The sequence below is a fragment of the Streptomyces sp. SudanB52_2052 genome (assembly GCF_964272415.1).
Taxonomy (GTDB): Bacteria; Actinomycetota; Actinomycetes; order Streptomycetales; family Streptomycetaceae; genus Streptomyces; species Streptomyces olindensis.
Map to the genome: position 1 here is coordinate 5,808,695 of NZ_OZ186796.1, position 26,248 is coordinate 5,834,942.

Annotated in this window: 22 protein-coding genes and 1 pseudogene; 12 read left to right on the forward strand and 11 right to left on the reverse strand. The window is 72.0% G+C overall.

The features are described 5' to 3' along the window. Positions 1 to 63: 63 nt before the first annotated feature. From ACSUPV_RS25990 to ACSUPV_RS26005, 4 genes are all read left to right on the forward strand, one after another. Positions 64 to 3,795 carry an ABC transporter ATP-binding protein gene (locus ACSUPV_RS25990; protein WP_436948654.1) on the forward strand — a complete coding sequence of 1,244 codons (3,732 nt, stop codon included), beginning with the start codon at positions 64 to 66 and terminating at the stop codon, positions 3,793 to 3,795. A 116-nt stretch (positions 3,796 to 3,911) separates the two neighbouring features. Continuing rightward, complete coding sequence (locus ACSUPV_RS25995) at positions 3,912 to 4,304, forward strand: hypothetical protein (protein ID WP_382609495.1); 393 nt, start codon at positions 3,912 to 3,914, stop codon at positions 4,302 to 4,304. Between the two features lie 114 nt (positions 4,305 to 4,418). Next, positions 4,419 to 5,855 carry a S28 family serine protease gene (locus ACSUPV_RS26000; RefSeq protein WP_436948655.1) on the forward strand — a complete coding sequence of 479 codons (1,437 nt, stop codon included), beginning with the start codon at positions 4,419 to 4,421 and terminating at the stop codon, positions 5,853 to 5,855. A 97-nt stretch (positions 5,856 to 5,952) separates the two neighbouring features. Further along, a complete protein-coding gene (locus ACSUPV_RS26005) occupies positions 5,953 to 6,498 on the forward strand; it encodes a DUF4760 domain-containing protein (protein WP_051649431.1) in 546 nt (181 codons plus the stop codon). Between the two features lie 22 nt (positions 6,499 to 6,520). Here the strand turns inward: ACSUPV_RS26005 and ACSUPV_RS26010 are convergent, their stop codons facing one another. The 7 genes and pseudogenes from ACSUPV_RS26010 to ACSUPV_RS26040 form a co-directional block, all read right to left on the reverse strand. Beyond that, the gene (locus ACSUPV_RS26010; protein WP_031114196.1) at positions 6,521 to 7,177 is read right to left on the reverse strand and encodes a hypothetical protein; all 657 of its coding nucleotides are present in this window, start codon (positions 7,175 to 7,177) and stop codon (positions 6,521 to 6,523) included. Between the two features lie 146 nt (positions 7,178 to 7,323). Further along, positions 7,324 to 9,159 (reverse strand): glycoside hydrolase family 3 protein, encoded by a 1,836-nt coding sequence (locus ACSUPV_RS26015; RefSeq protein ID WP_436948656.1) that lies wholly within the window; start codon positions 9,157 to 9,159, stop codon positions 7,324 to 7,326. 426 nt (positions 9,160 to 9,585) lie between these two features. Next, positions 9,586 to 10,389 carry a sugar phosphate isomerase/epimerase family protein gene (locus tag ACSUPV_RS26020; RefSeq protein ID WP_031114193.1) on the reverse strand — a complete coding sequence of 268 codons (804 nt, stop codon included), beginning with the start codon at positions 10,387 to 10,389 and terminating at the stop codon, positions 9,586 to 9,588. 11 nt (positions 10,390 to 10,400) lie between these two features. Beyond that, complete coding sequence (locus ACSUPV_RS26025) at positions 10,401 to 11,366, reverse strand: bifunctional helix-turn-helix transcriptional regulator/GNAT family N-acetyltransferase (RefSeq protein ID WP_037770143.1); 966 nt, start codon at positions 11,364 to 11,366, stop codon at positions 10,401 to 10,403. Between the two features lie 72 nt (positions 11,367 to 11,438). Then, the gene (locus ACSUPV_RS26030) at positions 11,439 to 12,041 is read right to left on the reverse strand and encodes a dihydrofolate reductase family protein (RefSeq protein ID WP_436949942.1); all 603 of its coding nucleotides are present in this window, start codon (positions 12,039 to 12,041) and stop codon (positions 11,439 to 11,441) included. Positions 12,042 to 12,268: 227 nt separating this feature from the next. After that, a pseudogene (locus tag ACSUPV_RS26035) lies at positions 12,269 to 12,406 on the reverse strand (amidohydrolase family protein); the annotation flags it as partial. A gap of 544 nt (positions 12,407 to 12,950) precedes the next feature. Then, positions 12,951 to 14,000, reverse strand: coding sequence for a LacI family DNA-binding transcriptional regulator (locus tag ACSUPV_RS26040; RefSeq protein ID WP_031114189.1), 1,050 nt, complete (start codon positions 13,998 to 14,000; stop codon positions 12,951 to 12,953). A gap of 302 nt (positions 14,001 to 14,302) precedes the next feature. On the opposite strand from ACSUPV_RS26040, the gene ACSUPV_RS26045 reads away from it, so the two are divergent. From ACSUPV_RS26045 to ACSUPV_RS26055, 3 genes are read left to right on the forward strand one after another with little or no spacing between them, the layout of a single operon-like run. Next, on the forward strand, positions 14,303 to 15,454 hold the full coding sequence (locus ACSUPV_RS26045) for a Gfo/Idh/MocA family protein (protein WP_031114187.1): 1,152 nt from the start codon (positions 14,303 to 14,305) through the stop codon (positions 15,452 to 15,454). Further along, a complete protein-coding gene (locus ACSUPV_RS26050) occupies positions 15,451 to 16,620 on the forward strand; it encodes a dihydrodipicolinate synthase family protein (RefSeq protein ID WP_031114186.1) in 1,170 nt (389 codons plus the stop codon). The genes ACSUPV_RS26045 and ACSUPV_RS26050 overlap by 4 nt, the downstream gene beginning before the upstream one ends. A 35-nt stretch (positions 16,621 to 16,655) precedes the next feature. Next, a complete protein-coding gene (locus tag ACSUPV_RS26055) occupies positions 16,656 to 17,453 on the forward strand; it encodes a sugar phosphate isomerase/epimerase family protein (RefSeq protein ID WP_436949943.1) in 798 nt (265 codons plus the stop codon). Between the two features lie 77 nt (positions 17,454 to 17,530). Here the strand turns inward: ACSUPV_RS26055 and ACSUPV_RS26060 are convergent, their stop codons facing one another. Continuing rightward, entirely contained in the window at positions 17,531 to 18,421 is an 891-nt protein-coding gene (locus ACSUPV_RS26060) for an NAD(P)-dependent oxidoreductase (RefSeq protein WP_382609474.1), read from the reverse strand. A 50-nt stretch (positions 18,422 to 18,471) separates the two neighbouring features. On the opposite strand from ACSUPV_RS26060, the gene ACSUPV_RS26065 reads away from it, so the two are divergent. Further along, the gene (locus tag ACSUPV_RS26065) at positions 18,472 to 18,879 is read left to right on the forward strand and encodes a MerR family transcriptional regulator (RefSeq protein WP_382609471.1); all 408 of its coding nucleotides are present in this window, start codon (positions 18,472 to 18,474) and stop codon (positions 18,877 to 18,879) included. A gap of 28 nt (positions 18,880 to 18,907) precedes the next feature. Here the strand turns inward: ACSUPV_RS26065 and ACSUPV_RS26070 are convergent, their stop codons facing one another. Beyond that, a complete protein-coding gene (locus tag ACSUPV_RS26070) occupies positions 18,908 to 19,501 on the reverse strand; it encodes a CGNR zinc finger domain-containing protein (RefSeq protein ID WP_359790009.1) in 594 nt (197 codons plus the stop codon). An 86-nt stretch (positions 19,502 to 19,587) separates the two neighbouring features. Between ACSUPV_RS26070 and ACSUPV_RS26075 the strand changes: the two genes are divergently transcribed. Continuing rightward, the gene (locus ACSUPV_RS26075) at positions 19,588 to 20,388 is read left to right on the forward strand and encodes an MBL fold metallo-hydrolase (protein WP_436948657.1); all 801 of its coding nucleotides are present in this window, start codon (positions 19,588 to 19,590) and stop codon (positions 20,386 to 20,388) included. Between the two features lie 7 nt (positions 20,389 to 20,395). On the opposite strand, the gene ACSUPV_RS26080 is transcribed toward ACSUPV_RS26075, so the two are convergent. Then, positions 20,396 to 21,043 carry a dihydrofolate reductase family protein gene (locus tag ACSUPV_RS26080; RefSeq protein WP_436948658.1) on the reverse strand — a complete coding sequence of 216 codons (648 nt, stop codon included), beginning with the start codon at positions 21,041 to 21,043 and terminating at the stop codon, positions 20,396 to 20,398. 83 nt (positions 21,044 to 21,126) lie between these two features. After that, positions 21,127 to 21,492, reverse strand: a complete 366-nt coding sequence (locus tag ACSUPV_RS26085; protein WP_436948659.1) for a hypothetical protein — start codon at positions 21,490 to 21,492, stop codon at positions 21,127 to 21,129. 214 nt (positions 21,493 to 21,706) lie between these two features. Here ACSUPV_RS26085 and ACSUPV_RS26090 point away from each other — a divergent pair, with 214 nt between their 5' ends. From ACSUPV_RS26090 to ACSUPV_RS26100, 3 genes are read left to right on the forward strand one after another with little or no spacing between them, the layout of a single operon-like run. Continuing rightward, positions 21,707 to 22,726 carry a LacI family DNA-binding transcriptional regulator gene (locus ACSUPV_RS26090; RefSeq protein ID WP_037770074.1) on the forward strand — a complete coding sequence of 340 codons (1,020 nt, stop codon included), beginning with the start codon at positions 21,707 to 21,709 and terminating at the stop codon, positions 22,724 to 22,726. Further along, the gene (locus ACSUPV_RS26095; RefSeq protein WP_382609453.1) at positions 22,723 to 24,243 is read left to right on the forward strand and encodes a sugar ABC transporter ATP-binding protein; all 1,521 of its coding nucleotides are present in this window, start codon (positions 22,723 to 22,725) and stop codon (positions 24,241 to 24,243) included. Before ACSUPV_RS26090 ends, ACSUPV_RS26095 begins: the two co-directional genes overlap by 4 nt. Beyond that, a complete protein-coding gene (locus ACSUPV_RS26100; protein WP_436948660.1) occupies positions 24,233 to 26,185 on the forward strand; it encodes an ABC transporter permease/substrate-binding protein in 1,953 nt (650 codons plus the stop codon). Before ACSUPV_RS26095 ends, ACSUPV_RS26100 begins: the two co-directional genes overlap by 11 nt. The last annotated feature ends 63 nt before the right edge of the window (positions 26,186 to 26,248 follow it).

The window sequence follows — 26,248 nt, forward strand, 5'->3', positions numbered from 1 at the left end:
TGAAATCCGCCCCCGAAGACGTTGGTGCCTTCCGGCAGAGCAGGACGACTGGAAGGCACCGGCGTGACACCGAAACGGGGATGGGCACGACGACTGTGGGCCTACGCGTGGCGCCACCCGAAGGACGTCGTACTCGCTCTCGGGTCCTCCCTCGCCGGCATGGCCGTGATGGCCCTCGTCCCCCTGATCACCAAGGTGATCATCGACGACGTCATCACCGAGCACACCCGGTCCATGACCACCTGGGCCGGCCTCCTCGTCGGCGCCGCCCTGGTCGTCTACGTCCTCACGTACATCCGCCGCTACTACGGCGGACGCCTCGCCCTCGACGTCCAGCACGACCTGCGGACGGAGATGTACGGCACGATCACCCGGCTCGACGGCCGCCGCCAGGACGAGCTGTCCACCGGCCAGGTCGTCGGCCGTGCCACCAGCGACCTCCAGCTGATCCAGGGCCTGCTCTTCATGCTCCCGATGACCATCGGGAACTTCATGCTGTTCCTGATCTCCCTGGTGATCATGGCGTGGCTGTCCGTGCCGCTCACCCTGGTCGCCCTGGCCGTGGCCCCCGCCCTGTGGTGGATCGCCAAGCGCAGCCGCACGCGGCTGCACCCCTCCACCTGGTACGCCCAGGCCCAGGCCGCCGCCGTCGCGGGCGTGGTCGACGGCGCCGTCAGCGGTGTGCGCGTGGTGAAGGGCTTCGGGCAGGAGGAGCAGGAGACCGGCAAGCTCCGGGAGGTCGGCCGCAGGCTCTTCGCGGGCCGGCTGCGCACCATCCGCCTGAACTCCGTCTACACCCCGGCCCTGCAGGCCGTTCCCGCCCTCGGCCAGGTCGCGATGCTGGCCCTCGGCGGCTGGCTGGCGGTGCGCGGGCACATCACGCTCGGCACGTTCGTCGCCTTCTCCACCTACCTCGCCCAGCTCGTCGGGCCCGTCCGCATGCTCGCCATGGTCCTCACCGTCGGCCAGCAGGCCCGTGCCGGCACCGAGCGCGTCCTGGAGCTGATCGACACCGAGCCGTCCCTGAGCGACGGCCACAAGGACCTGCCCGCCGACGCCCCCGCGACCGTCGAGTTCGACGACGTCTCCTTCGGCTACGAGGGCGCCCACGGCAAAACCAGCCCCGTCCTCGACGGGCTCTCCTTCGAAATCCGCCCCGGCGAGACCCTCGCCGTCGTCGGCTCCTCCGGCTCCGGCAAGTCCACCGTCTCCCTGCTCCTGCCGCGCTTCTACGACGTCACCCGCGGTGCCGTCCTGGTCGGCGGGCACGACGTGCGCGAACTGACCCTGGAGTCGCTGCGGGCCGCGATCGGACTGGTCCCCGAGGACTCGTTCCTCTTCTCCGACACCGTCCGCAACAACATCGCCTACGGCCGCCCGGACGCCACCCAGGAGGAGATCGAGAAGGCCGCCCGCGCCGCCCAGGCGGACCGGTTCATCAGGGACCTCCCCGACGGCTACGACACCACCGTCGGCGAACACGGCCTCACCCTCTCCGGCGGGCAGCGCCAGCGCGTCGCCCTCGCCCGCGCCATCCTCAGCGACCCGCGCCTGCTGGTCCTGGACGACGCCACCTCCGCCGTGGACGCCCGCGTCGAGCACGAGATCCACGAGGCCCTGAAGAGCGTCATGCGGGGCCGCACGACCCTGCTGATCGCCCACCGCCGCTCCACCCTGAACCTCGCCGACCGCATCGCCGTCCTGGACGGCGGACGGCTCGCCGACATCGGCACCCACGAGGAACTCCAGGAGCGCTCGGCGCTCTACCGGCGCCTGCTCACCGACCCCGACGAACTGGGCGCGGTCTCCCCGGGCCACACCCAGCCGGCCTGCCCCCAGGAGGACACCTCCGTACGGGACGAGCTGGACGCCGAGTTCGACGCCGAGCGCGGCGTCACCCCGCGGCTGTGGAGCGGTGACCGCGAGCGCAAGGACCTGGCCCTCGCCGAGAGCCCGGCCACCCCCGAACTCCTCGCCCAGGTCGAGGCGCTGCCCCCGGCCACCGACGTGCCCGACATCGACGAGTCCCGGGCCGTCCAGCCGGAGGAGTCCTACGGCCTGCGCCGCCTGCTGCGCGGCTTCGGGCTGCCGCTGCTGGTCAGCCTCGCCCTGGTCGCCACCGACGCGGGCATGGGCCTGCTGCTGCCGGTGCTGATCCGGCACGGCATCGACTCGGGCGTCACGCAGGCCGCGCTCGGCGCGGTGTGGGCGGCGTCCCTGCTCGCGCTGCTGACGGTGGTCGTGCAGTGGGCCGCCCAGATCGGCGAGACCCGCATGACCGGACGCACCGGCGAGCGGGTCCTGTACTCGCTCCGCCTGAAGATCTTCGCCCAGCTCCAGCGTCTCGGGCTCGACTACTACGAGCGGGAGCTGACCGGCCGGATCATGACCCGGATGACCACCGACGTCGACGCTCTGTCGACGTTCCTGCAGACGGGCCTGGTCACGGCCTTCGTCTCGGTCGTCACCTTCTTCGGCATCATGATCGCCCTGCTGGTGATCGACCTCCAGCTCGCGCTGGTCGTCTTCGCGACGCTGCCGCCGCTGATCATCGCCACGTTCTTCTTCCGCCGGGCGAGCGTGAAGGCGTACGAACTGGCCCGCGAGCGGGTGTCGGTGGTCAACGCCGACCTCCAGGAGTCGGTCTCCGGGCTGCGGATCGTGCAGGCCTTCCGGCGCGAGCGGGACGGCGGGCGGCGGTTCGCCGAGCGCAGCGACAGCTACCGCCTGGCACGCATCCGGGGCCAGTGGCTGATCTCGGTGTACTTCCCGTTCGTGCAGTTCCTGTCCTCGGTGGCGGCGGCGGCCGTGCTGATCGTGGGCGGGGCCCGGGTCGACGACGGCACGCTGGCCATCGGCTCCCTGGTGGCGTACCTGCTCTACATCGACCTGTTCTTCGCCCCCGTGCAGCAGCTCTCCCAGGTCTTCGACGGCTACCAGCAGGCGTCCGTCTCGCTGGGCCGCATCCAGGAGCTGCTGCGGGAGCCGACGTCGACGAAGTCCGCCGACGAACCCCTCGAAGTCCTGTCCCTGCGGGGCGAGATCGCCTTCGAGGACGTGCACTTCGCCTACGGCGACGACGAGGAGGCCCTCGGCGGCGTCGACCTGCGCATCCCCGCCGGGCAGACCGTCGCGTTCGTCGGCGAGACCGGCGCCGGCAAGTCGACCCTCGTCAAGCTCGTGGCCCGCTTCTACGACCCGACCGCCGGCCGGGTCACCGTCGACGGCGCCGATCTGCGCACCCTGGACCTCACCTCGTACCGGCACCGTCTGGGGGTCGTCCCGCAGGAGGCGTACCTCTTCCAGGGCACCGTCCGCGACGCCATCGCCTACGGCCGGCCCGACGCCACCGACGCCGAGGTGGAGGCGGCGGCCCGCGCGGTCGGCGCGCACGACATGATCGCCACCCTGGAGGGCGGCTACCTCCACGAGGTCGCCGAGCGCGGACGCAACCTCTCCGCCGGGCAGCGCCAGCTGATCGCCCTGGCCCGCGCCGAGCTGGTCGACCCGGACGTGCTGCTGCTCGACGAGGCCACGGCCGCCCTCGACCTGGCCACGGAGGCCCAGGTCAACCAGGCCACCGACCGCCTCGCGGGCCGCCGCACGACTCTCGTCGTCGCCCACCGCCTCACCACCGCCGCCCGCGCCGACCGGGTCGTCGTCATGGACCACGGCCGGGTCGCCGAGGACGGCACGCACGAGGAGCTGCTCGCGCGCGGCGGCCGGTACGCGGAGCTGTGGCGCACGTTCATCGGCGCCGCCGAGCCGGAGGAGCCGGTCGGCGCGTCCCGCTGAGACCCCCGGACCCCGGACCGCGTTTCCGTAACGCTCGTGCAACCGTCCGACATACGTCATGCGTCCGTACACGCGTACGCCGATGGTCGCGGACGACGCGGTACGAGAGGACGACAGTGGACAGTGGAGCGATACGCCGACGGCTCGCGCTCGGCCTGGCCGTGCTGACCGCCTCCGGCCTGCTCGCGGTCGCGGCGCCGGGCGAGGCGCAGGCCGCCGCCTCCGCCTACTGTCCCGGCCGCAAGGTCCGCACCCTGCCGTTCTCCACCGGGACCGTGCTCGTCTACAAGCGCGGCGGCTACGTCTGCGCCGTGACCCTCACCAAGAAGCCCGGCGTGAGGCGCACGATGTCGGTGAGCGTGCAGGCCCGCGGCAACCTGCCGGTCGTCGACCAGGGCACGTACGCCTACCACGCGGGCCCGGTGACCGTGCACGCCGGGCGCCGCTGCGTGTGGCTCAAGGGCAAGGTGGGCCGGGGGAAGTACAGCTCCGGCTGGATCCTGTGCTGACGCCCGGCACCCTGTGAAGTGTGCCCGCGCACAGGGATTTCCCTATGTCCCCTGGTGCTTGGGCGAGTTGGTCCGCTAGCTTCCGGCGCACATCTGTCTCACAGGGGAGTGCGCATGCGCAAGGCGCTCAGATGGCTGCTGGCGTTCACGGTGCTCATAGGCACCTTGGGCACGGCGGGAGCGGCCACCGCCGCCGACGCCACCGGCACCGACGGCACCACCGACATCAAGGAAAGGCTGCTCTCCATACCGGGCATGAGCCTGGTCGAGGAGAAGCCGTACACGGGCTACCGCTTCTTCGTCCTGAACTACACGCAGCCGGTCGACCACCGGAAGCCCTCCAAGGGCACGTTCCAGCAGCGCATCACCGTGCTGCACAAGGACGTCTCGCGCCCGACGGTCTTCTTCACGAGCGGCTACAACGTCTCCACGACGCCCCGCCGCAGCGAGCCGACCCAGATCGTGGACGGCAACCAGGTCTCCCTGGAGTACCGCTTCTTCACCCCGTCCCGGCCCCAGCCCGCCGACTGGACCAAGCTGGACATCTGGCAGGCCGCCAGCGACCAGCACCGCGTCTTCAAGGCGCTGAAGGGCATCTACGGCAAGAAGTGGATCTCCACGGGCGGTTCGAAGGGCGGCATGACCGCCACCTACTACGAGCGCTTCTACCCGCGTGACATGGACGGCGTCGTCGCCTACGTCGCCCCCAACGACGTGGTGAACAAGGAGGACTCGGCGTACGACCGGTTCTTCGCCCGCGTCGGCACCAAGGAGTGCCGCGACCGGCTGAACGGCGTGCAGCGCGAGGCGCTGGTCCGCCGCGAGCCGCTGGAGAAGAAGTACGCCGCCTACGCGGAGGAGAACGGCCTCACCTTCACCACCATCGGCAGCCTGGACAAGGCCTACGAGGCCACCGTCCTCGACTACGTGTGGGGCTTCTGGCAGTACAGCCTGCTGTCCGACTGCGACCAGATCCCGGCCGACGCCAAGAACGCCACCGACGACGAGATCTGGACCTCCGTCGACACGATCGCCGGCTTCTCCGCCTACGCCGACCAGGGCCTGTCGACCTACACGCCGTACTACTACCAGGCCGGCACGCAGCTCGGCGCGCCGACGATCGGCTTCCCGCACATCGAGAAGCAGTACATCCGCTACGGCTACCAGCCGCCGCGGAACTTCGTCCCGCGGGACATCCCCATGAAGTTCCAGCCGCAGGCGATGCGGGACATCGACACCTGGGTCCGGCACAACGCCCGCCACATGCTGTTCGTCAACGGGCAGAACGACCCGTGGAGCGCGGAACCGTTCCGCCTCGGCAAGGGCGCGAAGGACTCCTACGTCTTCACCGCCCCCGGCATGAACCACGGCGCCAACGTCGCGGGCCTCGTGCCCGAGCAGAAGGCGCTCGCCACCGCCCGCATCCTCGACTGGGCCGGTGTCGCCCCCAGCGCGGTGCAGGAGGACCCGCGGGCGGCCAAGCCGCTGGCGAAGTTCGACGCCAAGCTGGACAAGCGGGACGTGCAGCGCGAGATGACGCTGCGTCCGTAACCGGATGCCGCCCGCACTCGACCGCCCCTCGGCCTCCCGGCCGAGGGGCGGTTCGCGTGTTCCTGCGCTCGCGGTGAATGCTCCGTACGGTGACCGGATGGACAGTTCTGTCGTCTTCAACGTCGTGACCACGGCCATCGCCGTCGTCGCAGTGGTGACCTCCATCGTGTTCAGCGCACGGCAGGCCCGCACCGCGCAGCACGCCAACCACATATCGGTGCTGGTCGACCTGCTCAGGGAGTTCCGGTCCGCGGAGTTCCACGAGCAGCACGACTACGTGTGCACCCGTCTGGGGGCCGAGCACGACCCGGAGAACGGAGTGCGCGGATTGCCGGCCGAGGCCAAGGCGGCCTTCTGCAGCGTCGTCTACTACTACCAGTCGTTCGCCAACCTCGCCGTCTTCGGTCTGCTCGACCAGACCCTGCTGGTCACCGTCCTGCGCACCCGGATCGTCTCGGTCTGGAAGGCCGTCCGGCCGTTCGTGGAGCGGGAGAGGGAGCTGCGGGGCGAGGGCGGCAACGGAACCTATCTGTCGACCTTCGAAGAACTGGCCCGACTGGCGGCGGAACTACCCCCCGAGCACGTCCGTGACCAGATGGCCGAGGCCCGGCGACGACTGTCACGCAGAGGGCTGATGCGCTGAGGCGGGCGAGGGCGGAGACCGCTCACAGCGGCCGGGCGCATCCCACGGGCCGGTCTCCGCCGAGCCGTACGTACAGGGCGGTCGAGGCGGGGCAGTCGGCCCGCTCGGCGACCGCCCGGACCACCTCGTACTCCGGCTTCTGCTCGCCCTTCCCGTCGCAGGCCGCCTCGCGGACCTGCCCGTCGCCGGAGCTGTAGACGCAGTCGCCGACGATGGTGCGCGGACCGCCCCCGCCGCCCGGGTCGCCCGGGTGCGGCGGCTGGAGGTTGCGCATGCACGCGTACCCCTGCGGCACCGCCCCGTCGCCGTCCTCGTCGGACGCGGGCCGCTGCTCGCTGATGTGCAGCACGAAGTCGGTGGTCGCCGGGCAGCGCGGCCCGTCCCGCACCGCGCCGTCGTGCCGCGCCACGACCCGCGCCGCCGCCCGCTCCCCGGAGCACGGCACCTCGGTGAAGCTCGTCGTGCCGAACGAACTGCACTCGTCGACCGCGAGGAACACCGCCCCGTACCCGGACGGCCGGGTCGGCGGCGGCGACACCGTGGTGGCCCTCCCGCTCGCCGGCTCGCCCAGCCGGCCGTCCTCCGCCACGCCCGCCGAGGGGCTCTGGCACCCGGTCAGCAGCGCTCCGAGCAGCACCAGCAGCCCGCACACCACCCCCGCCGAACTTCTCCCGCGCATCGCCATCCCCCCGAGTTGCCAGGGCCCGTCGTCCAGATCACAAACGACAGGCCCTGGCCCAGCGTGACTCTCCGGGTGGGCGCACGCCAGGCTCACGGGGCGGTTTGCGCACCTTGGGGGTGGTGCGCCCGGTCCGTGGCGTACGTCTAGTACGTCAGCCCGTATCCGATCGGGTACAGCACCTGCTCCGGATCATCCGCCCGTCGCACCGCCACCGGGAGCTTCCCGCGGGGCGCCACCCGCCCCGCGATGACCCGCGCGGCGGCCCGCAGTTCGACGTCGGTCCAGGAGTAGGCGGCCAGGCAGGCCGCGGCGGACGGCAGCTGGGCCACGTCGTACGGGTTGCGGATCGCGACCGCCACGACCGGCCGCCCGGTCGCCGCGAGCTGCTCGACCAGCGTCTTCTGCGCGCTGCCCGCGCCGACGTTGTACGTGGCGGCCACCACCGCGTCCGCGTCCCGCGCCGCCGCGACCGCCCGGGCGATGGTCGCCGCGGACGGTGCCGTGCCCGTCGACAGGGCCGTGGCGGTGAAGCCCAGTCCGGTCAGCGCGCCCGCGAGGACTCCGGTGGGCGGCCCGGTCGTCCCCGACGGCGAGGCCGGATCGGCCCCGACCACGAGCACCTTGGGGTACCGGCGCCGCGACAGCGGCAGCAGCCGCCCCTCGTTGACGAGCAGTGTGGTCGTCCGCTCGGCGATCCGGTCGGCCGCCGCCAGATGCGCCCGGGTCCCGACGGTCCGGTCGACGCCGTCCTGGGTGACGTACGGCGAACGGAACAGCCCGAGCTTCTCCTTGAGGCGCAGGATCCGCAGCACCGACGCGTCGAGCCGGGCCTCGGTCAGCTCGCCCCCGCGCACGGCGGTCAGCACGGCGTTCCACGCGAGGTCCAGGTCGGGCGGGTTGAGGAGCTGGTCCACGCCGGCCTTCAGCGCGAGCACCGGCACCCGGTCGTCGCCGTACTTGGTCCGGACGCCCTCCATGCCGAGGGAGTCGGTGACCACGACACCGTCGTAGCCGAGCTTCTCGCGCAGGATGCCGGTGAGGATCGGGCGGGAGAGGGTGGCCGGGTCGCCGGAGTCGTCCAGGGCGGGGACCATCAGGTGCGCGGTCATGATCGAGTCGATGCCGGCGGCGATGGCGGCCCGGAACGGCGGGGCGTCCAGCTTCTCCCACAGCTCCCGGCTGTGCGTGATGGTGGGGAAGCCGGTGTGGCTGTCGACGTTGGTGTCCCCGTGCCCGGGGAAGTGCTTGGCGGTCGCGGCGACCCCGGACCCCTGGTATCCGGCGACCTCGGCGGCCACCAGCGCGGCCACCGCCCGCGGGTCGGCGCCGAAGGACCGTACGCCGATGACCGGGTTGGCCGGGTTGACGTTCACGTCGGCCACGGGGGAGTAGTCCTGCCGGATCCCCATCGCCCGCAACTCGGCACCCGCGATCCGGCCCAGGGTCAGGGCGTCCGACCGCGAGCCGCCCGCGCCCACGGCCATGGCGCCGGGGAACAGCGTGGCCGGCCTGCCCACCCGGGCCACGATCCCGTGCTCCTGGTCGGTGGAGATGAGCACGGGCAGTCCGCGCGGCAGGTCCAGGGACGCCTTCTGGATGCCGTTGGACAGGTCGGCGATCTGGTGCGGCTCGCGGGTGTTGTGCGCCCAGGCGAAGTAGATGATGCCGCCGACCCGGTACGTCGCGACCAGCTCGGCGGCCGTACGGACCCCGATCTCCTTGAGGTTGGCGTCGATGTCGGCCTGGTCGGGGGCGGTGGCGGAGTGGCCGTAGACCCGCATCACGAAGAGCTGCCCGACCTTCTCCTCCAGCGTCATGCGGGAGACGAGGGCGCGGAGCCGGCGGTCGTCCGGGGCGCCGGCGGCGTACGCGGGCCCGGCGGCCGCGAGGGCGGCGGTGACGCCCGCGCCGGCGGCGAGGAGGGTACGTCTGGAGGGCTGTGCGGTGTTTCCCGTGCTTCCCGTGCCGGTGTCGTGCACGTGGGCTCCTTCCGGAGGTGATCCGCTCGGATCCGCTGAAGGAAATCTGAAGGAAACTTCCAAGAGGTCACCAATAACCGGGAAGTTTCTGCCAGTCAAGGGAATGCACAGTAACCGGGGAGGGGCCGCCACCGGCGCGGTTGGAGGGGGGCGCGCCGATGGCGGCGGTGCCGCCGGCCGCGGTACGGCGGAGAGGGTGGTCAGCGATCGCAGCCAGCAGCGAGGGCCGACACCGCACCGAGGTGACTCTCCGGCGGCCTGGGATTGGACGACCCGAGTCCGGCCCGGGTTCCCGACTCGGCCCGGATTCCCGGAAATCGGTACGCGGGAGGCGGAGGCGACTCAACGGGGCGGGTGAGCCGCTGCTTTCGGCCACGCGTCACCCGGCGTACGGGGTCTCGGGAGGGGCGTGAGGCTGCACGCGCTTCACGCCGAGTCGTTCAGCAGCCTGCTCAGGTGCTCGCGCCCCGGCCCCAGCAGATCGGGCAGCGGCGCCGCGTCCTCGTACCAGCGCTTCTCGTACTCCCAGCACAGCCAGCCGTCCCAGCCGTGCCGGGAGAGGATCTCCACGCACTCGGCCAGGGGCAGGACGCCCTCGCCGAGGGGCAGCGGGGTCGTGTCGTCGGCGGAGGCGATGTCCTTGACCTGCACGTAGCCGAGGTGGGGGGAGAGGGCCGCGTACGTCTCCGAGGGCTGCTCGCCGCCCAGCCAGGTGTGCATGACGTCCCAGAGCGCGCCGACCTGGCGGTGGCCGACGAGCCCGAGGACGCGCATGGCGTCGGCGGCGGTGCGGTGCGAGTCATGGGTTTCCAGGAGTACGCGCACGTTGCGGTCGGTCGCGTACTCGGCGGCCGTGCCCAGGCGGCGGGCGGCCGTCGCGTCCGCCTCCTCCGGGCTCTGCGTGTCAGGGTCGCCGCCGGGGAAAACCCGGACGTACGGGGCGCCGAGGTCGTGGGCCAGGTCGAGGAGGGCGCGGATCTCGGCCAGGACGGGTTCGTCGTCGCCCGGCGCGGCGACCCGCGCGTACCCCGCGAGGCCCAGGATCTCGACGCCCGCCCCCTTGAACTCGGCCGCCACCTCGGCCCGCTGGGCCGGATCGAGGCCGGTGTGGACCGGCTCCTCGGGGTGGGTGCGCAGTTCGACGCCGTGATAGCCGTGCGTACTGGCGAGGCGCAGCACGTCGGGCAGGGGCAGGCCGGGGACACCGAGGGTGGAGAACGCCAGCTTCATGTGGACGGACCCTACCCGGCACCCCCGTCCGCGACTCCCTTTCGTCCCTCGGGCGTTGCGTGAAGATCCAGCCGCCAGTCCTGGCCGGTCAGGTCCCGGCCGAAGGAGCGGTGCGGTTTCTCGGCGACCAGGACGAAGCCGTGGCGCTGGTAGATGCGGCGGGCCGCGGTGAGGACGTCGTTGGTCCACAGGACGACCTCGCGGTAGCCGGCCTCGCGGGCGAAGTCGACGACGGCCCTCACCAGCCGGTCGCCGATGCCGAGCCCGCGCGCGTCCGGCTCGACGAGCAGCAGGCGCAGTCGCGCGGCCCCGGGCGCCTCGTCCCGAACGCACATCACGCACCCCACCGGCCGGCCGTCCAGCTCGGCGATCCACGTCCGCTCCAGGTGCGGGTCGTGGTCCTCGGCGTAGTCGGCGACGATCCTCGCGACCAGCCCCTCGTAGTCGGCGTTCCAGCCGTACTCGGCGGCGTACAGCGCGGCGTTGCGCTGCACGATCCAGCCCAGGTCGCCGGGGGCGGGCTCGCGCAGGACCACGTCCTCGGGGCGCGGGGCCCGGCCGCCGCCGAGAATCGCCCGGACGGTCGCCATCGCCTCCGCCAGCCGCGGCCGGTCCGCCGCCCGCACCGTGTCCAGCAGCGCGCCGACCGACTCGCGCGCCCGCTCGTCGAGGAGCGCGGCGGCCTCCCGGCCGCGCGCGGTGAGCGTGATGCGACGGCGGCGCGGATCCGTCTCGGACGGGCCGCGCTCGATCAGCCCGTCCTCCTCGAACCGGTTCAGGATGCGGCTGAGGTATCCGGCGTCCAGGTGCAGCTGGGCCCGCAGGTCGGCGGCGTCCGTGCGCGGCGCGTGGGCCAGCTCGTAGATCACCCGGGACTCGGTGAGGGTGTAGGGGGCGTAGAGCCGGCGGCCGTAGTCGAGGGCGCCGATGACGTTCGTGTAGAAGCGGTTGAAGGAGCGGATGTCCTGGACGGTCACGACCACCACCCCGGTCTTTGACTCAGTCAGAGATTCCGATGAGGTGAGCCTAGGCCGCCCAGGACACGGGGGCTACCCCTCGGTGGTGGTGGCCGGCCGGTACACGCACACCTGCGCGCCGGTCTTCGCGGTGGTGGTGGAGACCAGCTCCATCGGGCGCATGGCCCCGTCCCCCGGGAAGATCGTCTTGCCGCCGCCGAGGAGCACCGGCATGACGACGAGTTGGAGCTCGTCCACCAGGCCCTCGGACAGCAGCGTCCGCACGAGCGTCGGGCTGCCCATCATCGCGAGGTCGCCGCCCTCGCTCTCGCGCAGCTCCCGGGCGCGGGCGACGGCCTGGTCGCCGGGGATGAGCTCGGTGTTGTTCCAGGTGAGGTCGGCCTCGCCGAGGGTGCTGGACACGACGTACTTCTTCAGAGAGTTCATCCGGTCCGCGAACCGGTCCCCGGCCCGCTCGGGCCAGGCCGCCGCCATGGTCTGCCACGTCCGCCGCCCGAACAGCAGCGCCTCGGCTCTGGCGAGCCCCGCGTCGAAGGCGCCGCCCAGTACCTCCTCGTCGAAGTACGGGTGCGACCACCCGCCGTGCGCGAAGCCCCCGTCGGTGTCCTCCTGCGGCCCGCCCGGGGCCTGCACGACACCGTCCAGGCTGATGAACTCGGTGACGACGATACGCATGGGACTCACTCCGCTTCCTCGCACAGGCGATCAGTACATTCGATCCGGCATTGCAGACCGGCCTACGACGCGAAACTCATCGCCCCGGCCGCGGACACGTCCGTCACACCCGGGGCGCCGGCGTCCGGGCCATGGTTCCTCGAAGACGACGGCGGTGTACGACGAACACACCGATCGGTGGGACGAGTTGCTGCCCCCGGAGGCCGGAGTGGCTGCGAACGGCCCTGTCACCCGGCCCGCAGCCACTGCTGCCCGAGGCCCAGTCGCTCCAGGGCGTGGAGCTGGTGCAGGTAGCGGTAGGGGATGTCGGGGAAGTCCGAGCCGAGCAGGACGCGGTCGCCGAGCGCGGCGAGCCGGGGCAGGGCGCCTGAGGATGACAGTGTTCCCTCGCCACCCAACCCGTCGGCGTCCGATGGCGATGCCGGTCAGTGACTGTCCGGTGTTGACGTCCGGTGGCGGTGCCAGTCGGCCGTTGTTCGGTCTGTCGGTGTCCGGTGACGGTGCCGGTCAGCCACAAGCCAGCCCGTCCGGCGTTTGAGGACGATGCCGGTCGGCCGCTGTCCGGCCTGTCGGCGTCCGAGGCGGTGCCGGTCGGCCACAAGCCAGCCCGTCCGGCGTTTGAGGACGATGCCGGTCGGCCGCTGTCCGGCCTGTCGGCGTCCGAGGCGGTGCCGGTCAGCCGCAATCCAGCCCGTCCGGCGCTTGAGGACGATGCCGGTCGGCCGCTGTCCGGCCTGTCGGCGTCCGATGGGCATGCCGGTCAGGCACTATCCGGCCTGTCGGCGTCCGAGGCGGTGCCGGTCAGCCGCAATCCAGCCCGTCCGGCGTTTGAGGACGAGGCCGTTCAGGCCGAAGCGGGGGCCTGGGGGCGGCAGCCCCCAGCACGGCCCGGGCAGCAACCGCCCAGCACTACGAAACCCGCGGCACCCCGGAGGACCCCCGCACCATCAATTCCCCCCGCACCGACGCGATCCCCCCGGGCGGCGCCTCCTCCCGCCCCATGGCGATCCGCCCGGCCCGAGCCCCGGCCTCCGCCAACGGCAACCGCACCGTCGTCAGCGACGGCACCGCGTCGATGCTGAACGGCAGGTCGTCGAACCCCGCCACCGACACGTCCTCCGGAATCCGCAGCCCGGAGTCCCGCAGCGCCGCGCACGCCCCCAGCGCGACGGAGTCGTTCGCCGCGACGACCGCCGTCAGCGACGGGTCCCGCCGCAGCAGCTCCAGCGTCGCCTCGTAGCCGGAGCGTCGGTCATAGCGCCCGTGCACGGTCCACCGAGGGTCCTCCTCGATGCCGTGCGCGGCCAGTGCCGCCCGGTGCCCCTCCAGCCGGTGCCGGGTCGTCGTCCGCTCCTCCGGCCCCGCGATGTACCCCAGCCGCCGGTGCCCCAGCCCGATCAGGTGCTCGGTCAGCTCCTGCCCGCCCCCGCGGTTGTCGAAGGTCAGCGCGATCGCCCCGGTCTCCGGCGCCGGCGGGCGCCCGCACAGCACGACCCGCGTCCCGGCGTCCGCCAGCTTCCGCACCTTCGCGTCCATCGCCGCCTTGTGCGCGGCGTCCTCGATCGCGCCGCCCGTGAGCACCACGGCCGCCGCCCGCTGCCGCTGCAGCAGCGTGAGGTACGTCAGCTCCCGCTCCGGCGAGCCGCCCGTGTTGCAGACCACCGCGAGTCTCTCCCCGCCCGCACGGCCGCCCGGCCCGCCGATCTCGGCCTGGATCGCGCTCGCCATGATCCCGAAGAACGGGTCGGCGATGTCGTTCACCAGGATCCCGACCAGGTCGGAGGTGGCGGCGGCCAGGGCGCTCGCGGGCCCGTTGAGCACGTAGTCCAGCTCGTCCACGGCCTTCAGCACCCGCTCCCGGGTGGAGGCGGCCACGGGGTAGTTCCCGTTCAGCACGCGCGACACCGTCGCGGGGGAGACCTGTGCGCGGGCCGCCACATCCGCCAGGGTCACCGTCATCTCGTCGTCCTCCGGTCGCGCATCTCGATCGTCCGCCTGCCTACACACCCATACCTGTGACCGCGGTTCCGACGGACCTATGGCCATGGTTTGTGCAGACCTTAAGCCCCCGAGCCCCGGTTGTTCGCCCCCTCGAACAACTCGTCCTGGTCACGGTCTTGTCCGGACCACGGTTCAGAGGCTAGCTTCTCCGTATGTAGAAAGCGCTTGCTGTAACGCTCACCAGTCCACGGGTGGCTCACCGGCCCCCGGGCGACGGGTGGGGCGTACGCGGCGCGACGACCGCGTACGAAGGGAACGACGTGACACGCAAGACGGTGCGTATCGCCATGAACGGCGTGACCGGGCGCATGGGCTACCGCCAGCACCTGGTCCGCTCCATCCTCGCCCTGCGCGAGCAGGGCGGCCTCGACCTCGGCGACGGCACCGTGCTGTGGCCCGAGCCGATCCTCGTCGGCCGCCGCGAGCACGCGCTCAGGGCGCTGGCGGAGCAGCACGGGCTGGAGCACGTCTCCACCGACCTGGACGCGGTCCTCGCCGACGAGACGGTGGACATCTACTTCGACGCGCAGGTCACCTCCGCCCGTGAGGAGGCGCTGAAGAAGGCCATCGCCGCCGGCAAGCACATCTACACCGAGAAGCCGACCGCGACGGGCCTCGCCGGCGCTCTCGACCTCGCCCGCCTCGCCGACGAGGCCGGCATCAAGCACGGCGTCGTCCAGGACAAGCTCTTCCTCCCCGGCCTGCTGAAGCTGAAGCGCCTCATCGACGGCGGCTTCTTCGGCCGGATCCTGTCGGTGCGCGGCGAGTTCGGCTACTGGGTCTTCGAGGGCGACTGGCAGGCCGCCCAGCGCCCGTCCTGGAACTACCGGGCCGAGGACGGCGGCGGCATCGTCGTCGACATGTTCCCGCACTGGGAGTACGTGCTGCACGAGCTGTTCGGCCGCGTGAAGTCCGTCCAGGCCATCGCCACCACCCACATCCCGGAGCGCTGGGACGAGAACGGCAAACCCTACGACGCGACGGCCGACGACGCCGCGTACGGCATCTTCGAGCTCGACGGCGGCGCCATCGCCCAGATCAACTCCTCCTGGGCGGTCCGCGTCAACCGCGACGAGCTGGTGGAGTTCCAGGTGGACGGCACGGAGGGCTCGGCGGTGGCCGGACTCCGCAACTGCCGGGTCCAGCACCGGTCGGCGACCCCGAAGCCGGTCTGGAACCCGGACATCCCCGCCACGGAGGTCTTCCGCGACCAGTGGCAGGAGGTCCCGGACAACCAGGACTTCGACAACGGCTTCAAGGCCCAGTGGGAGCTGTTCCTCAAGCACGTCTACGCCGACGCCCCCTACCACTGGGACCTGCTGGCCGGTGCCCGCGGTGTCCAGCTCGCCGAGCTGGGCCTGAAGTCCTCGGCCGAGGGCCGCCGCCTCGACGTCCCGGAGATCTCGCTGTGACCATCCGACTCCCGGACAGCGGCGGGGCGCTGCGGACGTACGAGCCCCGCACCGAGCCCCTCGTCGTGACGCCCGGCACCCCCTTCACGTCCCGCACGGTCTTCTCGGCGGCGCACGTCGTCGCCGACCCGTACGCGGACGTCTCCCCGGACTCGCCCGCCGCCGTCGACTGGGACGCCACCCTGGCCTTCCGCCGCCACCTGTGGTCGCACGGGCTGGGCGTCGCCGAGGCCATGGACACCGCACAGCGCGGCATGGGCCTGGACTGGGCGGGCGCGGCGGAACTGATCCGCCGGTCGGCGGCCGAGGCCAAGTCGGTCGGCGGCCTGATCGCCTGCGGCGTCGGCACGGACCAGCTGTCCGTCACCGAGGTCGGCCACCCGTACGGCCTGGCGGAGATCCGCGCCGCGTACGAGGACCAGCTCGCGGTCGTCGAGGAGTCGGGCGCGCAGGCGATCCTGATGGCCTCCCGGGCCCTGGCCGCGGTCGCCAAGGGGCCGGAGGACTACCTGGAGGTCTACGGCCATCTGCTCCGGCAGGCGTCCGAGCCGGTCATCCTGCACTGGCTGGGCCCGATGTTCGACCCCGCGCTGGAGGGCTACTGGGGCGCCACGGACCTGGACGCGGCGACCCGTACGTTCCTGGACGTCATCGCCGCGCATCCCGACAAGGTCGACGGCATCAAGGTCTCCCTGCTGGACGCCCAGCGCGAGATCGACATCCGCCGCCGGCTGCCGCAGGGCGTCCGCTGCTACACGGGCGACGACTTCAACTACCCCGAGCTGATCGCGGGCGACGAGCAGGGCTTCAGCCACGCCCTGCTGGGCATCTTCGACCCGCTGGGCCCGCTGGCGGCGCAGGCGGTGCGGGTGCTCGACACGGGGGACGTCGAGGGATTCCGGGAGTTGCTGGACCCGACGGTCGAGCTGTCCCGCCACCTCTTCCAGACGCCGACCCGCTTCTACAAGACGGGTGTGGTGTTCCTGGCCTGGCTGGCGGGCCACCAGTCGCACTTCACGATGGTCGGCGGCCTGCAGTCGGCCCGGTCGCTGCCGCACTTCGCGAAGGCGTACGAACTCGCCGACGGCCTGGGCCTGTTCCCGGACCCGAAGCTGGCGGAGGAGCGGATGAAGACGCTGCTGAGCGTGTACGGGGTGGACCAGTGAGCACGACCGGGTTGGACCGTTTCTCCATCAACCAGATGACGGTGAAGCAGCTGTCGATGCCGGAACTGGTCGACGGCTGCGGCCGGCTGGGCATCCGCAACGTCGGCCTGTGGCGCGAGCCGGTGCAGTCGTACGGCCTGGAGGCCACGGCGAAGCTGGTCCGCGACGCGGGGCTGACGGTGACAACGTTGTGCCGGGGCGGCTTCTTCACGGCGATCGACCCGGGGGAGCGGGCCGAGGCCCTGGCCGACAACCGCCGCGCGATCGACGAGGCGGCGACGCTCGGCACGGACACCCTGGTCCTGGTCTCGGGCGGCCTCCCGGCCGGTTCGAAGGACCTGCACGGGGCGCGGGAGCGCATCGCGGACGCCCTGGCGGAACTGGGCCCGTACGCGGAGCGGCACGGCGTCCGCCTCGCGATCGAGCCGCTGCACCCCATGTACGCCTCGGACCGCTGCGTGGTGTCGACGCTGGCCCAGGCCCTCGACCTGGCGGAGCGCTTCCCGGCGCACCAGGTCGGCGTCACGGTCGACACGTACCACATCTGGTGGGACGACACGGCTCCCGCGCAGATCGCCCGGGCGGGCGAGGGCGGCCGCATCCACACCTTCCAGCTCGCCGACTGGACGACCCCCCTCCCGGAGGGCGTGCTGACCGGCCGGGGGCAGATCGGCGACGGCGCGATCGACATGCGCGAGTGGCAGGGTCATGTGGAGGCCGCCGGCTACACCGGCGCGATCGAGGTCGAGCTGTTCAACGACGGGTTGTGGGCCCGGGACGGCCAGGAGGTCCTGGCCGAGACGGCGGCGCGGTTCGTCGAGCACACCCGGTAGCCACGGCCCGGCACCAGGCGCGCTGCCCTGCCCCGGGCTGGGGGCGGGGCGGCGGCCGGTGCTCCGGAACCGGTCGGTCATTCGCCGCCCGGCTTGGCGAACTCCTCGATCAGCACCGGGTACTGCTCCTTGCCGTGCCCGGCGGCGATCGCACGGTCGGCCATCGCCTTGATCAGCTTCGGCAGTTCGGCGTTGACGCCCACCGCCTCGCTCTCCTCGACCAGGTGGGCCATCGCACGTGCGTCGGTCTCCAGGGCCGACACCTCGGCCGGGAACGAGCCGCTGTCGATCTGCTCGGCGTAACCGGGCAGCCACTCGGCCACCCCGGCGGCGATCTGCCGGGCGAACGGCGCGAACGTCCCGGCGTCGACACCGGCCGTCCTGAGCAGCGCCGTGCCCTGGAGCCAGGCGTTGAGCACGCTCCACATCATGGCCAGACCGGCCACGTCGTACAGGGACGCGAGCCCGTGGTCCGCGCCGAGGTAGGTGACGGTGCCCAGTGCGCCGAGCGCGGCCTCGTGCTCCTGGAAGTCCGCCTCCGCGCCGCTGTGCAGGATCACCGCCTCGGCGGTCCCGATCGCCGGCGGCACGGCCATGATGGCGCCGTCCAGGTAACGGGCGCCGCGCTGCCCGGCCCAGCGGGCGGCTTCCCGGGCCTGGGCCGAATCGCCCGAGGTCAGGTTGACCAGCGTCGCGCCGTCCAGGTCCACACCGTCCGCGCCGAGCAGGTCGCGCACGGCCTGGTAGTCGGTGAGGCAGACGACCGTCAGGGAGCCCGCCGCGACGGCGTCACCGACCGAGGGGGCGAGCCGCGCGCCCTCGGCCACCAGCCGGTCGGCCTTGGACGCCGTCCGGTTCCACACGGTCGTCGGGTGACCGGCCCGCAGGAACGCTGCGGCGAGGGCCTGACCCATCAGCCCAAGTCCGATGACAGATACGGGAGTTCGGGGTGCGTTGTCCTTGTTCATGACAGCATCGTCAACGTTGATACCGGTGTGAAGGTCAAGGGGGGCTTTCGATGCGGATCGGGGAACTGAGCCGGCGGACGGGCGTCAACACCCACCAACTGCGCTACTACGAGGCGCAGGGGCTGCTGGAGGCGGACCGCGGCGCGAACGGCTACCGCGAGTACGACGAGAGCGCCGTGCTGCGGGTGAAGCAGATCCGGCACCTGCTGGGCGCCGGCCTGTCCTCCGAGGACATCGCGTACCTGCTGCCCTGCGCGGTCGGCGAGGCCCCGACCCTGCCCGGCTGCCCCGAGTTGCTGGCCGCGATGCGGTCACGACTACGACGACTGGACGACCAGATGGCCCGACTGGCCCGCTCCCGCGACGCCCTCACCGACTACATCGAGGCAGCGGAACGCACGAGCGCCGAAACCTACCCACCCCTCGACGACCCGGACCTGGCGGCCGTACCGGCGTGACCCGGGGCGTGGTCCGCCCGGCCGGGCGTCAGTCCGCCTTGCTGCGGCGCGCGTACGCGCGAGCCGCCCGCGCGCGGTCGCCGCAGCGGGTCGAGCACCACTGGCGGCGGCCGTGGCGGAGCAGGAAGCGGTTGCAGGGCGGGGAGCCGCAGGCGGTGAGGCGTTCCGCGTCGGGGGAGGTGAGCAGGTCGGCGGCGTCGGCGGCGAGCGTGGCCAGGGCCAGGTCGACGATCGCGGTGGTGGGGTGGGGGGCCGTGCGGTAGGGGCCGGTCTTGTCGTCCCAGCGCAGCAGCGGGGCCGTCGGAACCCTGGTCATCGCGTCGTTGATGGCCGTCACCGCCGCGGGCAGGGCGGGTACGCCGTCGGCGCGGGCGGCGAACAGGGACCTGACCTGTTCACGCAGTGACCGCAGCTGGGCCGCGCACATCTCCCGCATGCCGGCGTCGGCCGGGGCGAGGCCTCGCTGGGTCAGCCAGTGGTTCGCCTGCGCGGGGGTGCCCAGGAGGTCGAACGTGCGCCCGCCGGGCACGGCGATCGCGGTGTTGGCGAGGGCCAGGGAGGGGTGCTCCTCCTCGCCGTGCGCGGGCGGCGGAGCGGGTTGTTCGGTCACGGACTCCTCCATGCTTCTCATGGTACGGCTTGCCCGTATCCGTGAGAAGCGGCTACGGTCTTCTCACGGTTCGATCGCGTCTATCCGTGAGGTGCTGCATGTCTTCTGTTCCCGTGGCGACCGACTTCCCCGTCCGCGTGCTCGGTGGCCCGACCGCCTTCTTCGAGTACGGCGGCGTGCGCTTCCTGACCGACCCGACCTTCGACGCCCCCGGCGACTACAGCCGCCCCGGGGCTCCGCTCCTGACCAAGACCGCGCCCGCCGCCGCCGGCCCAGCCGACCTCGGCCGCATCGACGTGGTCCTGCTCTCCCACGACGAGCACGCCGACAACCTGGACACCTCCGGCCGCGCCCTGCTCGCCGGCATACCCCTGACCCTGACCACGCCCGGCGGCGGCGAGCGCCTGCGCGAGAGCCTGGGCGACAAGGTCAAGGGCCTGGCCGACTGGGAGTCCGTCGAAGTGGACCGGCCCGGCGGCGGCACGGTCACCGTGACCGGCGTCCCGGCCCTGCACGGCCCCGGCCCCCGCGAGGAGGTCGAGCCGTTCACCGGCCAGGTCGTCGGCTTCGTCCTGACCGGCGAGGGCCTGCCCACCGTCTACGTCAGCGGCGACAACGCCTCACTCGACGCGGTCCGTGAGACCGCCGGCCGCTTCGCCCCCGTCGACACCGCCGTGCTCTTCGCGGGCGCGCCCCGCTTCCCCGTCCTCTTCGACAACCAGGTCCTCGTCCTGGACAGCGCCATGGCCGCCGAGGCCGCCCGGATCCTCGGGGCCCGCCGCGTCGTCCCCGTCCACTACGACAGCTGGTCCCATTTCACCGAAGGCGGCGACGCACTGGAGGCCGCCTTCACCGCCGCCGGGCTCGCCGACCTGCTGGACTGGGGCAAGGGCGCCTGACCTGCCGTCACCTGCGCCAGAACAGGTGATGAATCACCCCGCTCGGGCTCGGCACCACATCGCGGTGGAAGCGGTCGAGCAGCTCCTCGGGGGACTCCCACAGCCGTGAGCCGGACCCGAGCACCACGCCGGGCGAGACCGCCACGTGCAGCGTGTCCACCAGGTCGGCGTCGAGGAACTCCCGGACGGTGGCCGCCCCGCCGCCGAGCCGGACGTCCTTGCCGCCGGCCGCCTCGCGCGCCTGCTCCAGGACCTCGGCCGGGTCGCCGCCGACGAAGTGGAACGTGGTGTCGGAGAGGCTGAACGAGGGCCGCTCGTAGTGGGTCATCACGAACACCGGCGTGTGGAACGGGGGTTCCTCGCCCCACCAGCCCTTCCACTCGTGGTCCTGCCACGGGCCGCGGTGCGGACTGAACTTGTTGCGCCCCATGATCTCGGCGCCGATGTTGTTGTGGAAGTCGCGCACCAGGTAGTCGTCGAGGCCGCGGCTCCCGCCCGGGTCGGTGCGGTTCGGCCAGCTCGCCGTCGCACCGGCCCAGGCGAACATCGTCCCCGGGTCGGCGTGGCCGAACGGCCGCTCCAGGCTCTGGTGCTCGCCGGCACCGAATCCGTCACTCGAGACGTTGAAGTTCTGCACGCGCAGCAGCTGGGACACAGCGCTCCTCCTGTGGTCGACGAGAGGGAAGACCGCCCGGGCCGGCGAAACTCATCGGCCCGGGCCCGGCGGTTCCCCCCCGCTCACCCGGCCTGCGCCACCACGTGGTCGATCACCCGCTGGAAGTCCTCGCTCGGCGAGAACTCCACGAACTCACTGTCCTCCAGGGCCACCGGCACGTGTCCGGGACCCCAGTAGTAGGCCTGCCCCGCCACGTACTCCTCCTCGCCGGCGGCCGTACGCATCCTGATCCGGCCCTTCAGCAGATAGCCCCAGTGCGGGCACTGGCACGCGTCGTCGGGCATGCCCTTGAGGGCCGGGCCCATGTCGGTGCCCTGGGGCAGGGTGATGTAGCCGACCGACATGCCACCCCCGATCGGCATCAGCCGCAGTTCCACTCCGTCGCCCTCGAGTGCGACGGGCACGTCGTTCCGGGTCGCCGCCGTCATGACTCCTCCGCTCCGGCCCGCCGGGCCTGGAAAAAAAGGGGCTTCCCCTCTCCAGCCTGGACCGTCGAGGGACGGCCCGCGACATCACGATCCGGTCAAGAGGTACCGCGGGGGTCTTGATTTACCGGTGTGTAATCGATTCCATCCACCCGTCGATGTAATCGATTCCACGAACCCGTGACGGGTTCCGTTTCCACAAGGAGGTGGAGCGGCGATGGCGAGTATCAAGGACGTCGCCGCCGAGGCGGGCGTCTCCGTCGCCACGGTCTCGCGCGTCCTGAACGACCACCCGTCGGTCAGCGCCGACGCACGCACCCGCGTGCTGGCCGCCGTCGAGACCCTGGGCTACCGCCCGAACGCCGTCGCCCGCTCCCTGCGCACCGACCAGACCCACACCCTCGGCCTGGTCATCAGCGACGTGATGAACCCCTACTTCACCGAGCTGGCCCGCTCCGTCGAGGAGGAGGCCCGCGCGCTCGGCTACAGCGTCATCATCGGCAACGCCGACGAGCGGCCCGACCTCCAGGACCACCACGTGCGCAACCTCCTGGACCGCCGCATCGACGGCCTGCTCGTCTCGCCCACGGACGGCGGCTCGCCGCTGATGCTGGACGCCGCGCGGGCCGGGACGCCCATGGTGTTCGTGGACCGCTGGATCCCGGGCGTGGACGTGCCGGTCGTCCGGGCGGACGGGCGGGCCGCCGTGCGGGACCTCGTGACGCATCTGCACGGGCTCGGGCACCGGCGGCTCGCGATCATCGCCGGTCCCGCGGCGACCACGACCGGCCGGGAGCGCGTGGAGGCCTTCCGCGAGGCGCTCGCCGCGTGCGGTCTGGAACTCCCCGACGCCTTCATAGGGCAGGGCGACTTCCAGGCCGAGAGCGGGCGCCGGGTCACCGAGGGCTTCCTCGACCTGGCCGAACCGCCCGAGGTCGTCTTCGCGGCCGACAACCTGATGGCGCTCGGCGCGCTGGACGCCGTACGCGCGCGCGGACTGCGCGTGCCGGACGACATCGCGCTGGCCGCGTTCGACGACATCCCGTGGTTCGTGCACACCGACCCGCCGATCACGGCGATCGCCCAGCCCACGGGCGAACTGGGCCGGGCCGCCGTACGGGCCCTGGTCGACCGCATCGAAGGACGGCCGGGCGAATCCGTCACCCTCCCCGCCCGGCTCGTCGTGCGCCGCTCCTGCGGCGAGAACCCCACCCCAGTGCAAAGGAGCACGTCGTGAGCAACCCGGACGAGTTGCTGCGCATCGAGGGCATACGGAAGACCTTCCCGGGTGTGGTCGCGCTGGACGGCGTCGACTTCTCCTTGCGCCGGGGCGAGGTGCACGTGCTGCTCGGTGAGAACGGCGCGGGCAAGAGCACGCTGATCAAGATGCTCTCCGGCGCCTACACACCCGACGCCGGGCGGATCCTGGTCGGCGGCGAGGAGACGCGCATCCAGAGCGCCCAGGACTCCGAGCGGCTCGGGATCGCCACCATCTACCAGGAGTTCAACCTCGTACCCGACCTGACGGTCGCCGAGAACATCTTCCTGGGTCGGCAGCCCCGCCGCTTCGGGATGATCGACCGCAAGCGGATGGAGGCGGACGCCGAGGTCCTGCTGAAGCGGGTCGGCGTGAACGTGTCGCCCCGCGCGCGGGTCCGCGAACTCGGCATCGCCCGCCTGCAGATGGTCGAGATCGCCAAGGCGCTCAGCCTGGACGCACGCGTGCTGATCATGGACGAGCCGACCGCCGTCCTCACCTCCGAGGAGGTCGAGAAGCTCTTCGCGATCGTGCGCACCCTGCGCGAGGACGGCGTCGGGATCGTCTTCATCACGCACCACCTGGAGGAGATCGCCGCCCTCGGCGACCGGGTGACGGTCATCCGCGACGGCAGGAGCGTCGGGCAGGTGCCCGCCTCCACCCCCGAGGACGAGCTGGTCCGGCTCATGGTGGGGCGCTCGATCGAGCAGCAGTACCCGCGCGAACGACCCGACAAGGGGCCCGCGTTGCTCACCGTCGAGGGCCTCACCCGGGACGGCGTCTTCCACGACGTCGGCTTCGAGGTGCACGCCGGTGAGGTCGTCGGCATCGCGGGCCTGGTCGGGGCCGGACGGACCGAGGTCGTTCGGGCGGTCTTCGGGGCCGACCCGTACGACAAGGGCACCGTGAAGGTCTCCGGCGCCCCGATCGCCAAGTACGACGTCAACGCGGCCATGAGCGCGGGCATCGGACTCATCCCCGAGGACCGCAAGGGCCAGGGCCTGGTGCTGGACGCGTCGGTGGAGGAGAACCTCGGTCTGGTGACCCTGAGGTCGGCCACGCGCGCGGGGCTCGTCGACCTCAAGGCCCAGCGCGAGGCCGCCGAGCGGATCGCGAAGCAGCTCGGCGTGCGCATGGCGGGCCTCGGCCAGCACGTGCGCACGCTCTCCGGCGGCAACCAGCAGAAGGTCGTCATCGGCAAGTGGCTCCTCGCCGACACCAAGGTGCTGATCCTCGACGAACCGACCCGCGGCATCGACGTCGGCGCCAAGGTCGAGATCTACCAGCTCGTCAACGAACTCACCGCCGCCGGCGCGGCCGTCCTGATGATCTCCAGCGACCTGCCCGAGGTGCTCGGCATGAGCGACCGGGTGCTGGTGATGGCCCAGGGCCGGATCGCCGGTGAACTCTCCGCCGACGAGGCGACCCAGGACGCCGTGATGGCACTCGCCGTAAGCAACCCCAGCACCGACAAGGAGGCCTCCCGTGGCCACTGACACGCTCAAGAGCACGACGGGCGCGGGTGGCGCCTCGGGAGGCCTGCGCCGCCTCCTGCTCGACAACGGCGCGCTCACCGCGCTCATCGTCCTCGTCATCGCGATGTCGGCCCTGTCCGGCGACTTCCTGACGACGGACAACCTCCTCAACGTCGGTGTCCAGGCGGCCGTGACCGCCATCCTCGCCTTCGGCGTCACCTTCGTGATCGTCTCGGCGGGCATCGACCTGTCGGTCGGCTCGGTCGCCGCGCTGTCGGCCACGGTCCTCGCCTGGAGCGCCACCTCGGCTGGCGTCCCCGTCTTCCTCGCCGTGCTCCTCGCCATAGCGACCGGCATCGTCTGCGGCCTGGTCAACGGCGTCCTGATCTCCTACGGCAAGCTGCCGCCGTTCATCGCCACGCTCGCCATGCTGTCCGTGGCCCGCGGCCTGTCCCTGGTCATCTCCGAGGGCTCCCCGATCGCCTTCCCCGACTCGGTCTCCCACCTCGGCGACACCCTCGGCGGCTGGCTGCCGGTGCCGGTCCTGGTCATGGTCGTCATGGGCCTGCTCGCCGCGTTCGTGCTCGGCCGGACCTACATCGGCCGCTCGATGTACGCGATCGGCGGCAACGAGGAGGCCGCGCGGCTGTCCGGCCTGCGCGTGAAGAAGCAGAAGCTCGCGATCTACGCCTTCTCGGGCGTCTTCGCCGCCGTCGCCGGTGTCGTCCTCGCCGCCCGCCTCTCCTCCGCGCAGCCCCAGGCCGCCGACGGCTACGAGCTGGACGCGATCGCCGCGGTCGTCATCGGCGGCGCCTCCCTCGCGGGCGGCACGGGCAAGGCGTCCGGCACGCTCATCGGCGCGCTCATCCTGGCGGTGCTGCGCAACGGGCTGAACCTGCTGAACGTCTCCGCGTTCTGGCAGCAGGTCGTCATCGGCGTGGTCATCGCGCTGGCGGTGCTCTTCGACACGCTGCGGCGCAAGGCGGGGGCGACCCCGGTGGCGGCCGGTGCCTCCGGCGGGGGCAAGGGCAGGCAGGCGGCGACGTACGGTCTCGCGGCCGTCGTCACGGTCGCGATCGTCGGCGCCACGTCCTTCCTGCACAACGGCTCCTCCTCCGCGTCCACCCCGAGGATGGGCCTGTCGCTGTCCACCCTCAACAACCCCTTCTTCGTGCAGATCCGGGCGGGCGCCCAGGCCGAGGCGAAGCGGCTGGGCGTCGACCTGACCGTCACGGACGCCCAGAACGACGCCTCCCAGCAGGCCAACCAGCTGCAGAACTTCACCACTTCGAACCTGGGCGCGATCATCGTCAACCCCGTGGACTCGGACGCCGCGAGCAACTCGGTGAAGGCCGCCGACCAGGCGAAGATCCCGGTCGTCGCGGTGGACCGGACCGTCAACAACGCGGCGGTGGACACCCTGGTCGCCTCCGACAACGTGGCCGGCGGTGAACTCGCGGCCAAGTCCATCGCCGAGAAGCTGGGCGGCGAGGGCAAGATCGTCATCCTCCAGGGCCAGGCGGGCACGTCCGCGGCCCGGGAGCGCGCCGAGGGCTTCGCCAAGGGGCTGAAGGCCTACCCGGGCATCCAGGTCGTGGCCCAGCAGCCCGCCGACTTCGACCGCACCAAGGGCCTCGACGTGATGTCGAACCTGCTCCAGGCCCACCCGGACGTCCAGGGCGTCATCGCCGCCAACGACGAGATGGCCCTCGGCGCGATCAAGGCGCTGGGCTCCAAGGCCGGCAAGTCGGTCCACGTCGTCGGCTTCGACGGCACGCCTGACGGACTGAAGGCGGTCGAGGGCGGCACGCTGTACGCGTCCGTGGCGCAGCAGCCGTCCCAACTCGGGAAGATCGCCGTGGACAACGCCCTGAAGGCGCTCCAGGGCAAGGAGGTCGAGCAGACGGTGAAGGTGCCGGTGAAGGTGGTCACGAAGGAGAACGTGGCCGGCTTCAGCGGCTGACATCGGGGAACGGCGGGCGGTCGCACGGCTGGTGGGACCGCCCGTCCATGTCACTCACGTGGG

Coding starts and splice junctions, on each gene's coding strand:
- ACSUPV_RS26070 (WP_359790009.1), bottom strand. CDS start 19,501: ATGGAGGAGTCCGTGACCGAACAACCCGCTCCGCCGCCCGCGCACGGC.
- ACSUPV_RS26005 (WP_051649431.1), top strand. CDS start 5,953: ATGGACAGTTCTGTCGTCTTCAACGTCGTGACCACGGCCATCGCCGTC.
- ACSUPV_RS26065 (WP_382609471.1), top strand. CDS start 18,472: ATGCGGATCGGGGAACTGAGCCGGCGGACGGGCGTCAACACCCACCAA.
- ACSUPV_RS26020 (WP_031114193.1), bottom strand. CDS start 10,389: ATGAAGCTGGCGTTCTCCACCCTCGGTGTCCCCGGCCTGCCCCTGCCC.
- ACSUPV_RS26060 (WP_382609474.1), bottom strand. CDS start 18,421: ATGAACAAGGACAACGCACCCCGAACTCCCGTATCTGTCATCGGACTT.
- ACSUPV_RS26000 (WP_436948655.1), top strand. CDS start 4,419: ATGCGCAAGGCGCTCAGATGGCTGCTGGCGTTCACGGTGCTCATAGGC.
- ACSUPV_RS26010 (WP_031114196.1), bottom strand. CDS start 7,177: ATGCGCGGGAGAAGTTCGGCGGGGGTGGTGTGCGGGCTGCTGGTGCTG.
- ACSUPV_RS26085 (WP_436948659.1), bottom strand. CDS start 21,492: ATGACGGCGGCGACCCGGAACGACGTGCCCGTCGCACTCGAGGGCGAC.
- ACSUPV_RS26055 (WP_436949943.1), top strand. CDS start 16,656: ATGACGGTGAAGCAGCTGTCGATGCCGGAACTGGTCGACGGCTGCGGC.
- ACSUPV_RS26030 (WP_436949942.1), bottom strand. CDS start 12,041: ATGCGTATCGTCGTCACCGAGTTCATCAGCCTGGACGGTGTCGTGCAG.
- ACSUPV_RS26075 (WP_436948657.1), top strand. CDS start 19,588: ATGTCTTCTGTTCCCGTGGCGACCGACTTCCCCGTCCGCGTGCTCGGT.
- ACSUPV_RS26040 (WP_031114189.1), bottom strand. CDS start 14,000: ATGACGGTGACCCTGGCGGATGTGGCGGCCCGCGCACAGGTCTCCCCC.
- ACSUPV_RS26090 (WP_037770074.1), top strand. CDS start 21,707: ATGGCGAGTATCAAGGACGTCGCCGCCGAGGCGGGCGTCTCCGTCGCC.